This is a genomic window from Pandoraea norimbergensis, assembly GCF_001465545.3.
GTDB lineage: Bacteria > Pseudomonadota > Gammaproteobacteria > Burkholderiales > Burkholderiaceae > Pandoraea > Pandoraea norimbergensis.
In genome coordinates this window covers 2,208,795-2,224,008 of record NZ_CP013480.3, presented here as the reverse complement: position 1 = coordinate 2,224,008, position 15,214 = coordinate 2,208,795, and the positions used below count along the sequence as shown (strand labels likewise).

Genomic DNA, 15,214 nt, shown 5'->3' with positions numbered 1-15,214 from the left:
CGCACGTCGCGAATCACGGTCTTGTGAGCCAGAAGAAGCAGGAAGAAGCGTCGGTTGCGAGTTCGATGGCATGTCGGGTTTGCAATGGCAATCGGTTAGCAGACGCCCTCCCTTTCACGGGGACAAGCGCCCTTCCCTGTGATGACGACGCTCATCATCAAAACCCGCAAACCTCACGCGAACATTTTGCGTTCGCTCACCACGACAAGCTCACCCCACCAACACGATACCGCCCGGCAACTGCGTCACCCGGGCACCGAGTACCTCTTGAATCTGCGCGAAGATTTCGCCAAGACGATCAATGCGGTAACGTCCACTCAGACGGCTTTGCGCCAGCCGGTTGTCAAACACCACCACATGCCCGTTGCGATAACGATTGATCTCGTCCGCGACCTGAGCGAGCGGCGTATCGCGGAACACGAGTACGCCGTTGCGCCATGCCGACGTCGCCGCCGTATCCACCGATGTCACCGCCCCGAGACGCTGTCCTTCGTACGTCACCTGCTGCTGCGCAGCGAGCGCCACCTGCTGGTTGCCAAGCGACACGCCGACACTGCCCGAGACACACGTCACGCAGACCTGCGAAGCCAGATGCCGGACTTCGAAATTCGCCCGGGTGCCGGTCACACGTCCCTTACCGGCTTCAACCACGAACGTCGTCGCATTACCGGCACTCCCCGTGTTATCCACGGCAATCTCGCCGTCGAGCAGATCCACGCCTTGGCGTGTGCTGGTGCCGTTAAGCATGGCAATGCTCGTGCGCGTGTTCAGGTCGAGCGTCACCCCCTCGCCCATGGCAATCTGACGCTGCTCTCCCGTGGCCGTGCGGTAATCGGCACCGGCCATGCTTGTCATGCTGCCCCAGAAGCCTGCCGGCGCGATGACGGCCGCGCCTACCCCGGCGGCGGACGCCAGCGCGCCGCCCAAAAACCATCGGCGGCTCATGCGTGGCGGGTGAGTCGCTGCCGCTGTCGCACGCGCACGCACCATCTCTCCCGCTGGGCCAAGGTCGCGCCACAGGCGTCGTGCCTCGGCAAACGCACTCGCATGCTCGGGACTCGCCTCGCACCAGCGCTGGAGTGCCTGCGCGTCGGCAACGGTGGCCTCACCGGACGTGAGCCGTCGCACCCACGCGTGGGCGTCCTGCTGCAAGGCGCGCGCGGTGGCGGGCCGGGTCGAAGTGTCGGGTGCTGCCTTCATGTGCGATGTGTCTGCCAAGCCTTTGCCAATCCTCTACCAGCGGTCTGCCGTCGCTCCGCCGCCCCAGGGGCGACCGAATTTCGGCGCGTCATAATGACATGACGGATGAGGCCGCCGAAAACCGCAAAATTTCTGAATATTTTTTTACCGACGTCGCACGATTGTCATGTTTTCGTGCCACGTCGCGCGTCGCTACCGGTCCATGTGTTCCAAAAAGAATTCCTGCGCCCGCTGGAGTTCCAGTTCCACCAGCCGAAGCGAGATGCCGAAGCGCTCCGCCACCTCGCGCTGCGCAAGGCCGTCGAGCCTTACCGCGAGCAAGATTTCGCGGCGGCGCGCCGGCATGCGCTCCAGCAGGCGCGCCAGCTCGCCCAGATCGGACTGCGCTTCGACGATCTGATCGGGCCCGGGTGCCGGACTCACGAGATCGAACATGGTCTCGATCTCCCCCGTACTCAGCCGCCGGTCTTCCGCACGCTGCTTGTCAATCGCCGCGTGGTACGCCATGCGGTACAGATAGGCACCGGGGTTTCGCACCGAATCGATGTTCTCGCTGTTCTCCAGACGCAACCAGGTGTCTTGTAGCGCGTCGCCCGCCAGATCGGACGAGCCGAGCTTGCGCGAGAGCATTGTCTTCAGTTGCGCGTAGCGCTGAACCAACAACTCGCGAAGGGTAGCGCGGCTGCTATCGGCCATGCGACCTCCCCGGCTTCGGCACATCCGTCGCCGCCTCACAGCCCCAGTTACGCCCGGAGGCACGGGGCTGTACCACGAACGTAAAAGGCTGCGCCAGCGCAGGCGGCGCGGGCTCGCCCACGCCCGCCCCCTGAAGTGCGCTCACGACCGCCGCGTCGGTCGCGGGATCGCCGCTGGATCCAAGCAATGCCACCGGCCCGATCACACCATTCGTGCCGACCCATAGCCGGAAGGCGACGCGCCGCGCACCCTGTGCCAGCAGTGGCTGCGCACAGAATGCGTCGTGCACGCGGGTCTGAATCAGTCCGAAGTAGCGGCGTGCCGCCGCCGGATCTGTCGCGGCATCGCCATCGGCGTCGGGGCTGTTTGTGCGACCGGCGACCAGCGTCACCGTTTTCGATCCCGTGTAGCGGGGCACGAGACCGCTGCCGTCGAGCAATCGGGAGAGTGCCGCGCGGGCGGTCATTTCACCTTGCACCGGCGTGGAGACACGTCCCGCAGTGAGCGAGCTGTCGTAGAGCAGCGAAACGTCGGCGAACGCGCCGTAGGATTCCAACGCGGATTGCAGCGGCTGCGAGGGGATGTCGAAACGCAGCAGCGCGTCACCCGATGCGTCGGCATCGGCGACGATGCCGGCGACGGCAGTCGTCGCCCAGACACGGGCAGGGCAAGCGCTAATGCTGATCATCGCGAGACACAGTAGCAATATCGGCCGCGGAACGCTTGTCGCTATGGTTCTGAGCATGTCCGCTTCGTTGGGCGCACAACGGGCCCGGGCCGATAGCGGCCGCGATGGGTAGCGTGCGAAATAGAAGTCACCGCGCAGGCTAGCAGTCCGATATGAATTTTTTGTTACATAGCGAGCAATCCGATGTAAGAAGACGTCTGACAGTGGATCGGGGCGCACTCAGCGCCCCGATCCGTCCGGCGCATGACCGGCTTACTGCGCCTGTGCCAACCGCCCTCGCTCGGCAGGGGTCAGCAACGACATGGCCTGCGGGCTCAGATCCGCCCCATGCCCGACAATCTGCACGCGATTGCGGCGGTCGTAAGCGGGCGAATTCGCCGCCGCATCGCCGCTCTGCCATGCACTGCCGTCCTGCCGGGCGCCTTGCGTGTCCGCCCCACCCGCCGGCGCCACGCCGGCACCCAGCATGCGAATGGTGAAGATCGACGGCGTGTTCTGACGCTGCGCCGCCCGGTCACGCGCCATGGCGTCCTGTGCGGCAGTGGCGGCCTGTGCCGCCGTCGCACTCGCGTTGGTCAACGCACCGACGTTGACCGCGGCAATGGCAGGCAGGCCAGTGGATTTGCCCTGCACCTGCACGTTCGCGGCGTTCACCACCTGAAGCGCGGCGAAGTTCACGTTGCCCGACACACGAATCCCCGCTTCGCCCGCGTCGATGGTGCCCAGCGGCGCCACGAGATCCACGTCGCCCGGCTTGACCTCGGGAATCGGGTTGAGCGTGGCGATGCCCGCCCCCGAGCTCGGCGCATTGGGCGAGAGCGCGACGTTGCCCCACGCGTCATAGACACGCCTCGGCGGTGTGTACAGCACCGTGGTCTTCGCGCCGCGTCCCGCGTTGATGTCGCCCTCGGCGGACCACGCCTGAATATCCCCGCCGAACGTCGTCATCACACGCGAGAGGCCCAGAAGAATGCTGTCGAGGCTGTAGATCCGGATACTGCCGTCGCCTTGCGTGAGCAGACCCGCCGGCACGGTGGTTGCGGCGCTCGACGGCGCCACACCTTCGATACCCAGCGTCACGCTACCGCCCGGGGACAGCAGTTCGATGTCGCCGCCCGCGATGGTGCGCACGCCACCATTGGTCGTATTGCCCTGAAACAGCGTGAGCTTGCCGTGGCGCGAGATCGACGAGCCGTCGGCCGCCACACTCGGGAACAGCGTATCGATGGCCTGACGGCCTCGCACATAGCTGCCGTAGCGCTTGCTCGAAGCGTCGTTGTACTCGCGCCCGGCAGCAAGCAGTTCGGCGTAATACGTCTCACGCACGAACACGCGTTGCTGCTCTGAGGGCAACGCGAGGAAGTCGGCAAGCGCATGCGCACGGTCGCCCTGATAGCCGAAGCGTGCCTGCAACCACGCGAACAGTTCGCCATCGTAGGTCTTGGCAACCTTGCCCGGCTGTGACGTCAGCGGTTGGTTCGGGTCGGCCAAATTGGCCGGGTCGAGATAGCGGCGCGCGAAGTCGGCCACATCGGTCTGCCCTTGCCCCGGCGTGCCCGCGCCAAGGCCTGTCTGCACGACGATATCGGCCCCGGGACGGCGGTCGCCCGGCACGATGGCGCCGTAGCTCGTGAGGTTCGCCACGTTGCCCATGTAGATGTCGCCCCCCGCGGAGACTTCCAGCGTGCCCGGCCCCATGATCGTGAAGCCGGTGGCGTTCGCACCATTGAAGTCGATGTTGCCGCCGGCAGCCACCATCGAGATGTCAGACGGGTCGGTGTTCTTGATAAGGCCGCCGCTGTTGACGATGTCGCCACCCGCGATCAGCCGCACCGGCTTCGACGCCCAGTACGACGTGACCGGCGCACCGGTGCCGGACGTGGCCGTACGGCTCTGCCCGATTCTCACGCCTTGCAGATCGCCCGCGAGCGCGTAGACACGCGAGATCTGTCCGTGGCCATCGGCGCTCGCATCGGTCACCGTATTCGGGCCGAACATGAACAGCGTGCCGCCCCCGCCCCAGTACAGCCCGGAACTCGACTGGTACTGAGTCTCGTAAATAGTCGAAAAATCCGCGGGGTCGATCGACGTCACGCCACCGTTCCAGTAGTTCGAGACCGTCGGCGTCTGCCACGCGGGCTGGAACGGTGTGGCCATCGACGAGAGCGACGTGCCGAGGGCGCCGAACGGATTGCTGATAAAGCTGGCGTTGTTGGCCCCCACGCCGGAGACCCCACCGGCCGCGAGAAACTGGAAGTAGCCGGTCGGCGACGGCATGAGATAGTCGACGGACTGGCGCGGTGCATAGTAGATGCTCCCGCCCGCTGCGGTGACGTCGAGCACCGGAGGCAGGTACATCGCGTTGTTGGTGAGATCGTTGATGAAGCTGCCGAACGGCGATGCGTTGCCACCTGCGGAGAACAGCATCAGACGTGTCGCATCGGTCCACAACGTGAACCAGTTTGTGGCGCTCGTGGGCGCGCCGTTCAGCACCCCCTCGCTCAACACGCGCGACTCGGCGCGGCCCGGGTCGATCACCTTGCCCATGACGAGGTCGCCCAGCGTATTGATCGTCACCGTGCCGTCGCCCGGGGCCAGTCCCACCCCTGCGCGGCTGAGTGCCGAGTAAGCCGTGTGACTGCTCAGCCCGCGTGGATCCTGTTCGAGTGAAACCCCATAGTTGCGCAGCAGCATCTCGCCGATATTGCCATCGGCCTGCAACGACGTGTTGCCGCGCAGATCCGCATAAAGACCGCCGAAGATGCTGCCGCCCGCACTCACATTGAGCGCACCGCCGCCCGTCTGCACAAGCGTGTTGCCGGTCACACGGCCGGAGCCGCCGACGGCCACGACGACGTTTCGCTGCGACGTGCCGGTGTCAGCGCCAATATTGCCGCCCGCGATCACGTTCACGCGTCCGCCACCGAGAGCGCCCATCCCCGAGAAAGCCGCCAGCCCGAGCGCCGACGATGAGGCAACGCCGTTGCCATCGAGCACATAGGTGCCGAAGTTAATCCCCCACGCCGTGGCCTGCCCCAGCGCCGCGCCGCCCTGACGCAGCAGCCAGGTGCCAACCATTTCCGAATTGGGCTCCTGCCAGCCGAGGATATTGCCGCCCGCCGACAACGTGAAATCACCGCCGTTCTGCGTGAACCACATGCGCTGCGCGTTGAGCGCCGCCTCGTAGTCGGTGCGCGCCGCCACGATATTGCCCAGATACGTGCCATCCGGGAGCGTGCCGCGCGCGGCATTCCATTCGGTGCCTGCGCCCGTGCCCGGCACCGAGGTGCCCGCCGTGTACACGCCGAACGGCGACGACTGCTGATAGTCGCCCGCCGCATAGAGTTCGAGATCGCCCGTGCCCGTTCGCAGCACGCTGATCCCGGCGGCAGGCGTGCCCACGCCTCGTCCGGCCACGTTCACGGTGAACGGATTGTTCAGCAGCAAATCACCGCCCTGCGTTGCCGTGAGGACTGCCCGGCTGTCAGCGCCGGTGAGATCGCTGCCGGCCACCAGCCGCATCGACCACGACGCGGTGCCCGGATCGAGCATCGGTGCCAGCGCCCAGATCGGACGGCTGCCCACTGCCGCGCTTCCCGTCGACACGTACATGCCTGTGGGCAGGACACTGCCTTGTGCAAGATCGACCGGGACCGCGAACGTGTACCCCTTGATGGCCGAGATGTCCGTTCCAGCCGGCCACGTCATGGCCCTGACCTTCATGGCGTAGGCCGCCGCGTCGTTGAACTGGATCGCGTTCATGCCGGCCTTGAGGATCGTACCGGAGGGCAGCAGCAAGTTGTTCGTCGTCGTGCCGACGATCCCCACGAGCGACGTCGTGTTGGTACCCGCCGGAATGCGATAGCCACCCGCCCCGACCACCGTGCCGTTCTTCATCACATAACCGGCCGGCAGAATGATGTCCGCCGTCGTGACAACCCCGGCTTTCAGCCGGTTGGCATTGCCCACGCCACCCAGCAAAAGATCGATCGGCGTATGCGTGGTATCCGAGAGGTAGATCTGCGTGTTCGCCGGGAGCGCGACGTTGAAATTGAGCCTGCCGCTTTGCGGCAACTGCGTGCCTGCGCCAAGCGTCATGCCGCCCGTGCCCACGGTGTACGGGGTGGCGAGCGTAACCGCCGAGAGGACCGTCTGGTAAATCGTGCCATCGGGCGACGCCGCAGGCGGCGCGAAGCCGTCGGTCACATTGCCGTTGATCTTCAGATCGCCCGCAGCGCGCATCACTAGCACGCCGGGTTCGCCCGATCCACGAACGCCCGCGACGACACCGGGGCCGTAGCGCAGCCCCGACAGATCGAGGTCGCCCTTCGTGTTCAGATCGCCCGGACTCGTCACCTCGACGCCGGGGCGCAGGTGGAAGGTGCCGCCATAGCCCGCGAGACCTGCGAGCCGCGATTGCAGGCTGGCGTTCGCCCACGCGTTGCCGATGAACTGCCGGTTGCGCGTGTCGATCTGGTTCAGGCCGAGTACGCCGTCTGCGCCGACCGGGTTGCCGGACGCGTCGCCATTGTCCTGTGTGATCGTGTGGTTGGCATCGAGCGGCGTGTACGTCCAGAAACCGTTCACGGCGATGCTCGCCGCGCCACGCACGTCCGGGCGGGCCGACGCGTCGATACGAATATCACCGCTCGTCTCGCCCGTGCGCGGCGCGTTGATCTCCAGATGCCCGCGCGCGATGCCGTCCGGCGAGCGCATGTCGAAGCGCGCGCCGCCACCGAGACGCACGGTGCCACCCGTCGAGGTGAGTGTGACGTTGGCGCGGTTCTGCGCGTCGATCGGCGCGCCATAGCTATCGGTCGCCAATTGCGTCGCGCGCGCATCGAGGACAGCAGCGCCGTCAATGGTCAGATCGCCTAACGCAGACAACACGATGGCGCCCGGTGTCGCGCCCGACGAATCGATGGTGCCCAGCACGCGCAGACTGCCGTTGTCGGTTGAGATGTTCACGGTGCCTGCGCGCACGCCATCGCCCACATTCAGATCGCCGTGTCGCACCCGGAACGTGCGCGCGCCGAAGAAGCCGCCATCGTTAAGCGAGCCGTTGAGGGCAGAGAACCCCGCGTCGCTCACCTGTGCAGCGTCGAGCGAGAACTGGCCGTTCGCCTGCCCCGCGCCCCCTGCGCCCCGCAATGTGCCCGCGAGACTCACCTGTCCCTGCGGTGCACTCACGCTCAGCGAGCCGCCATCGGCGTTCGCGGCTGACACATCGATGCGTGAGCCTGTCTGCTGGGTGATATCGCCACTCGTGCTCGCGAGCACGACCTTGCCACCCCAGCTCGACTTCGTGACGTCGTAGAACACCTTGTCGCGGCCGGAGAGATCGAGTTCGGCATTCGCACCGAGCGCAATCGTCCCGTCGGCGTTGACGGTGAGCTTGCCGCTGGGTAACGCCACGGCCGTGTCGAGTGCCACCGAGCGGGCGTTCAGTGTGAGCGCCGCCCCGAGGTCGGTCTCGCTCGTGGTGCCCGCTGGACTGCTGCCCGACGGCGCGCTCACCGAGAGCGTGCCGCCCGCCGTATAGGTCATCGCGGACCCTGCCTTGCCCGTGAGCAGCGGCGTCGTGATCGCGAGATCGCCACCGCTGCGCGAGCCGTTGGGCATTTGTGTGCCCGCTACGCTCAGCGTGCCCAGATGGTTGGCCGTCACGCGTTGCGAGGCCTGCAACGCCACGCTGGAGAACCCCAACGCGAGGCGATCGAGCGCCACCTGGCTCTGGGGCTGCGCGAGCGCGTCGTAACCGAATTCGATGGTCTTCGCGTCGATCACAAGCTTGCCGGTGCCGGTGCCCGGGCCACCCGCGAGCACGCTCGACGGTGTCTGGCTCTGGTAGGGCTGCGCCGCCGTGCCTGCCCCGGTGGCAATGCCGCTCCAGAGAAAATTGGCAGTGGCAATGCGCACCACGTCGTTGCTGCCGCCAAGACCGTAGAACGCCGGCGAACTGAATACCATCTGCACCGGCGAATCGCCGGTGTCGAGCGTGGTCGACCCGAAGAAATTGAACGCACCACCGGCCGAGAGCGTGAGCCGTGTCAGGGCGGGCACCCCCGACGTGGCCGACGGGTGCAGCAGTTTGTCGAGCACGTCCTGCGTGAGTTGCCAACCCGAGGGCAGCACCCCGGCGGCGTTGGCATTGGCCATCGCCGTCGCGTTGCCGATGTTGATCTGGTTCTGCGAGACGCTCAGATAACGTGCGCCGAGGTTCACGTTGCCGAGCGACAACCCGCCCGGGGCGGCGAATGCAATCGTGCCCTGCGTCAGCAGCGACGCCCCGTCGGCCACATGGATCTGGCCATACCCTTCCGAGGGCAGGAGATCGAGCCAGCCGTTGCCGACGGCCAGCAGCGCCGGATTCTCCGTGAGGTTCTGACCGGCCTTGGTTCCCGTGGCGTAGACATAGCCGAGCGATGAATCGATGACGTTGCCGCTGAAGCCTCGTGTGTCGACGCTCGCGCCGGTCTGCACATCGATCGTCGGGCCGACGAGAAACACCTGCCCTGCCTTGAGCGTGGTGCCCTGACCCAGCGTCACGCCGCCGTGCTCCTTGCCGTCCAGACCGAAGTAGAGTCGCGCACTGTCGCCAAGGGTCGACTGGCCGTCGAAGTACGTCCAGTTGCCGCCCAGCGAGAGCGATGGCGCGCCGAACGCATTCAGATCTCGGTCGACAAGCGAGACGGTGCCCGTCGTCGGCGTGGCCGACGCCGTGCGCACCTCGATGGGCGTGGCACCGGCGTTGATGAACATGGCCCCGTCGACGCCGGTCACATTCGACGTGCTCGCGCCCCCGAACCGCACCGTGCTCGCAAAGTCGAGCGCATCGGTGTTCGGTGATCCCGTCACGAAGTTGATGCTGAGCAGCTTGCCGTCTTCCGGCAGGCGCGGGCGTACCGCACCGAACTGCGACGCCTGCGCGAGCAGAAATTCGCTGAACGTCGTTTCGTTGAACTGCGAATACTTACGCACCGTATCGCCCGGCGTGACGATCAGCCGCGTGAGTTGGCTGTCGCGCTGCCCGGTGCCGGCGACACTCTGCGTGCCGGTGGCCGTCCACGAGCCGTTGGTGGTGAGCATGGCAGGCACATCGCTGCCCTGACGCAGCGCGACACTGCCCGCGAGTTCCACGCGATAGGCGCCGGGCAAGAGCGCGAAGCTCGACGGCAGCAGTGTGTATGTGCCAGCAGGCAGCCCCGGCACGCCCGCGCCGAGGGTGATCTGCTTGCCGACCGCTGGATCGCCCGCCCCCTTGTCGAGCACGACGGGCGCGTAGGCGCTCGCGTAGCCGGGCAAGATCGCATAGACCTGATCGCTGGCGCGGCTGTTGGCATTGAGCACCGGGTTGGCATTCACGAGCGGTGTCGTGAGCACGTTGACCGAGCCGCCGCGCCCGGAGACGAACCCTTCACCTCGCAATGTGCCGCCGCCGGACAGATCGAGCACTGCGCCGCTCTCGCCGACCAGACGCGATGCCCCAATGTTCACGCCCGTGCTCAACACCCACGAATCGGCAGACTTGGCACCGCTGCTGTCACCGCGCGTGACAAACGTGTCGGCCAGATTGAACTGCGTGGTATTTCGCCCGGTGGTGTTCGCGCCGCTGTACGTAACGCCGTCGGAGGTGCCGCCATACGGCATATCGAGCCCGGCACCGCTCACTGACGTGAGGCTGCCGCTGCGCAGAATGACCGTCGGGTCGGTCTGTATCGCCGCCGTGGTGCTCTGCCCGAGCAGCACCACGCTCTGCCAGTCGGTGCCGAGATTGCCGCCCGTCGTATTGAGCGAAATGGTCCCCAGCGGCGCACGCACCACACCGCCCTGATCGATGGTGCCGCCGAGCAGCACCAGTTGGCCGAAGGCCGAATACGGCACTGTGGGCACGCCACTCCCGTTCGAGCGGATCGTCAAACGGCTGCCGGGATCGATGCCCGCGTACCGGTCGCCCGCTATCACCGCCGCATAGGCCGACGATACGGGATAGATCTGTGCCGCCGTCATGTCGATATTGCCCGCGACGTTCAGACCACCGTTCAAGCGAATGTCGCCCTGGCTGTTGAGCACCACGTCGCTGAACCCATTCTGCACAACGTAGGTCGCCGGGAACGGCACGCCCCCTACGCCGCCCACGCCGACGAGCGCACTCGCGCCCGACACGACCTTACCGGCGACGTCGATCAGATTGCCCGAGAACGTCAGCGTGCTGTCGCCGACGGGTGCCTGCCCCGCGCGCAGGTTGTACAGGCCGGGCAAGAGCACGGTGCCCACGGTTGCCGGAGAATCCCACGAACCGCCGTCGAGGCGGATGTAGGGTGCGGCAATACGCACTTGTGCGTTGGGTGTGGCATCGGCCACGCTGAGCAGACCGCCCTTCAGATTGATGCTGCCCGCCAGCGACAGATCGAGATCGCCCTGAAACACGAACCGGTCGTGCGTAGAGAGCGTGAGATTATCGAAGCCGCCCGCATGCAACTTGTCCACGCCGATGACGGCGTTGCCGAACACGAGTGCCGGACTCGCCGTGCCCGGTGCCATGTCGCTGGCCGCATTGCTTGCGGAGGCCTGCTGCACCAGCGTGATGTCGTGAAGTTTGTTGAGCAATGCCCCGGTAGCAGCGTCCGGATTCACGTAGCTCCGCGTGTCGAAGTACACGCCGAGCGAGCCACCGGTAGCGCCGTCGCCGCCGCGCGCGAGCAGCGTGCCGTCCAGCAGAAAGCCGTTGTTCGAGTGCAGCGCGATGCCGCCGCCGGTGCCCGCCAGCGTGACCGGCCGCGCCGGACCGCTCGTAGCCGTGCCGGCGTTGGCATCGACCACCGCCGTCGCCCCGGAGGCGTCGAGCACTGCCCCCGGGCGAATCACCACGAAGGCGTCGCTCGGGTCCACGGTGATGGTGCCGCCGTTGCCCGCTACGCCATAGGCGCGTCCGAGCGAGTCGTAGGCGACGTACGGACGCGCCGCCACGTCGAGCTTCGCGTGGTCGCCGATCCAGACGGAACGGGTAAGAGAGTCGCGATAGCCCGATACCGTCGCGCCCGTGGCCGCGAGCTCAATGCTCCCGCCCCAGGCGTTGAGCGTGCCGTCGATCGTCAACTGGTCTTCGCTCTTCAGAACGATGGACTGACCCGGATCGACGCTGATCACAGCCCCCTGTCCGACGGTGAGTGGCGCCGAGCCGTCCGAGAGCGCATATCCCGAAGTCAGCGACACACTCGCACCGCCGCGCGGCGTAAGCGTCGCGTTCTGCACCGATTCCGTGTAAAGCGGGGGAGTCCAGACCGTCAGCGCGGCGCGCGGATCGCTGCCGGTCGCCACCGATGTGAGCGTCCCCGGGACGATGCGCAGTACCGGCATGCTCACGTCGAGCTGCGTGCCGGGGGTAATCGCGAGGCCGTTGTGCGCATTGACAACATAGTTCGAGAAACCCGTGTTGAACACGCCGGGATCGAGCGCAATCGGTGCCGCGTTGCCGGTGAGCACCGAGGCATCGTTGGCCGCCTTGCCGATGACGATATTGCCGCTGGTCTCGATCGTCAGCGTGCCGCCGCCCGCTACGCCATAACCGCGCAGATCGCCTTGCAGGTCGAGACGTCCCTGCCCGCCCACGCTGTCGACGATATGACCGGCGGCGAGCGTCACGCTGCCCCCCTGTGTCGCGTCGGGCACGCCGCTCGCACGCAGGACCGCCCCCGACGACACGTCGATCAACGCGCCGCTGCCGACGCTGACGTCGCCGGTGCTGCTGACCCGCACGTTACCCCCGCTTGCGAACGGCACGCGTGAGGCGTTGTCTGCGTCGAGCGACAGGTTGCTCCAGAGCCCACTCGTGTCGAGCCTTACGCCCGGTGCCACGCTCACAGTGGCGTTGCCTTGTGCACTGCGAATTGCCGTCTCTATCGTGACGCCCGTCTGCGAAACCGTATTGAAGACGTTGCCCAACAGAATGTTGCCGCTGTGCGCGGTGAGGTCTGCACCGACGACTAGCTGCGGCGCGTAGAGCGCAATCGAGCCACCCGGCATGACGGCGAGCGACCCCGTCAGGGTGAGCGTCTGCCCCGCCGCCGCGAGTATCGAGCCGAAGCCGATGCGGCCCAGATATTGACTGTCGAGTGAGAGTACGCCGGGCGCCGCCACCGCATCCACCGGCGATGGCCCGTCGGCGAACACGATGTTCTGCGCGACTGGCGAGGGGTTGTAGAACACGCCGGTCGGTCCGAGCGTTGCGTCCCAGTTGGCGGCGGACGTGTAGTTACCGAGTACCAGTTGGGCACCCCGTGCGACCGCCCCCTGCCCCTGTAGATATCCGTCTAACCCCGGCTGCGCAGCCTTGACCTGCGATGGCCCCTGGTACGTGGCGCTCACCACGTCGCCCGCCAGCGATGCGCTCGGCGTGGCGAGGATCAGCTGTCCGGCGTCGCGCCCCACGGTGTAGCCGTTTTGCAGCACGCGTTGTGGCGCAATCAGCGGACTCGCGTAGCTTTCCGTCGCCGTAGTGCCCCAGCGCGGGTGCTCCACGGTGAACCCGGTGTACACGCCCGTGTAGATCATGTTCGCGGGCGCGGTATTCACGTTGTAGATCTGACCGTCCACGCCTTTCAGCCACGTCTGGTTCAGATACCCCGTTTGCACATTCAGCGAGCCGCCCGAGAGGTTGAGCACCGAACCGGCCTGCGTGACGGCATTGCCGCCGCTCAGTGCAATGGTCCCGCCTTGCGCCGCCCACTCGCCGATGCCATGCGCCACGTTCGACAAATAGCCACCGACTTCGAGCAAGCCCCCGCCCGTGTACCAGCGCTGGTTGGCGTACCCGCCGACGGACGGGGGGACATAAATCAGACGTCGGCGGTCGATGTACACGTTCGCATTGTTCAGCGCGGTGTTGTCGCGGTTGCCCGGCGCGTCGCGCTGCTCGTTGCCTTGCACGTTCACTTTGACGTTGTTGCTATCCATCGACAGCGACACGCCTACCGCGCCCGAGACATCGAGTTGTGCGCGTGTCGCCACGAGGCTTCGCCCGATAGCGCTCACGGCGATCTGACCACCGGTGGCAAGCGTCAGCGAGTCGCTCTGAAATTCGACGTTGCCGCCGCTGACGATTTCTACGCGCGACTGGTCACGGCGGTCTCCCAGACGGGAGAGGTTGTCGAACAGACCGGATACCGTTTGCGTCCGAATGAGGTCTTGCGCTGCCGAGTCCTGAATCATGGCGGTACGCTGGCTGTCGAGCGCCGTCGCACCGTTGTCGCTGATGAGCACCGATGTGAGCGCCCCGCTGCCCATCGTCACCTTGCCCAGCGTGTCGCTCGCCGAGTTCAGCAGGTGGATCGTGCCGCGCGTGTTCACCGTCGTCGTCGCGACCGCCACGCCCAGTTGCTGCACGTCCCGGCCCGCCATCGTCACGTCGCCCTCAGGCGCCATCAGCAAGCCTGTGTTCACGACCTTGCCCGCAGTACTCTGCGCGACGAACTGCGGCGAGACTTCGTTACCGCGTGTCGTCGATGCCGTATTCGCGTCGGTGCCTACGCCCTTGCGAATCACGAAGCTGTCGCCTGCGGCCATCGCCACCTGCCCCTGCGGCGTGATGATCGTGCCCGCGTTGCTGACTTCCTTCCCCAGCAGCAGCACATACCCGCCACCCTGCGTGACCGATGTCGGTGCGCGCGTCGTGATCGTGGCCCCGGCTTGCACTTCGACCTTGCCCAGTGCATCGGTGAAGCTTGGCGTCGTGCCGTTCGCTCCATAGAGGCCGCTCGTAAACTGCGCGTCGCTCATGCGCGTTGCCGCCACTACGAGGTTGCGCGTATCGACTTGACTTGTGCCACCGAAGATCACGCCGTTGCGGTTCAGAATCAGCACCGTACCGTCACCGTGAAGCTGACCCTGAATCTGGCTCGGACGCGCCTGCGGATCGTTTACTCGGTTGAGCACCGCCCAGTCGCTTTGCTGCTGGAAGTTCACCGACGTGTTGCGCCCGACGTTGAACGTCTCCCAGTTCAGGATCGCCTTGTCGGCCGTCTGCTGAACATTGACGCTGGCTTTGCCGCCCGACACCGTCTGCGTGGGCGCGTTGGCGTTGAGCCAGCCTTTGGTCAGGCTGTTGGTGTCGACCTTGAGGCCGCCCTCCGACAAACCGTCGGGAATCGTAGCGTTGGTGTTGGCTGCTGCTGCACGCGCAGTGGCCTGCGCGGCCTGCATTGCAGCGATGCTTTGTGCTGCTGTGCTCAGATTGGCAATCGACGTCTGCAACTGCGCGTTGGCCTGTTGCTGCTGCGCCGACGGGTCCATGAGCGAGCTCACCGGGGCACCGTTGGGCAGACGTCCTGTCTGCGTGGCCGTCGCCTGTGCGGCGCCGCGTGCCGCAAACCATGCGTTGCTGAAGGCCTGCTGGGCGTGCGCTTGCCCCCAGATGCCCCCGGTCGCGAGCATGACGGCGACCGCCTGCATCACGGGCGACATCGGAAGGAATCGCCGTGTGCTTTGCGTGCGGCGTCGTGAAAACCTCGTTGTTGCGCCCTGATGCCCGACTGTGTTCATTTCGATTCAGCCCATGGTGGATTCGTCTTCCTAAAGACACGTGCACTGCACAAAAACCACCAACTTTTTTCGACGAACCCCTCGTGGCGC

The 15,214-nt window shown here is 66.1% G+C and carries 4 protein-coding genes; all 4 read right to left on the bottom strand.

All coding sequences use genetic code 11. The features are described from left to right. Positions 1 to 210 precede the first annotated feature (210 nt). The 4 genes from AT302_RS09865 to AT302_RS09850 all read right to left on the bottom strand — a co-directional run bounded on the left by AT302_RS09865 (position 211) and on the right by AT302_RS09850 (position 15,046). Complete coding sequence (locus tag AT302_RS09865; protein ID WP_058378292.1) at positions 211 to 1,200, bottom strand: FecR family protein; 990 nt, start codon at positions 1,198 to 1,200, stop codon at positions 211 to 213. A 192-nt stretch (positions 1,201 to 1,392) separates the two neighbouring features. Then, positions 1,393 to 1,896: an RNA polymerase sigma factor gene (locus AT302_RS09860; RefSeq protein ID WP_058378291.1), complete on the bottom strand. Its 504-nt coding sequence runs from the start codon at positions 1,894 to 1,896 to the stop codon at positions 1,393 to 1,395. Next, on the bottom strand, positions 1,886 to 2,584 hold the full coding sequence (locus AT302_RS09855) for a secretin and TonB N-terminal domain-containing protein (protein ID WP_058378290.1): 699 nt from the start codon (positions 2,582 to 2,584) through the stop codon (positions 1,886 to 1,888). The genes AT302_RS09860 and AT302_RS09855 overlap by 11 nt, the downstream gene beginning before the upstream one ends. A gap of 252 nt (positions 2,585 to 2,836) precedes the next feature. Next, positions 2,837 to 15,046 (bottom strand): filamentous haemagglutinin family protein, encoded by a 12,210-nt coding sequence (locus tag AT302_RS09850; RefSeq protein WP_058378289.1) that lies wholly within the window; start codon positions 15,044 to 15,046, stop codon positions 2,837 to 2,839. Positions 15,047 to 15,214: the final 168 nt, after the last annotated feature.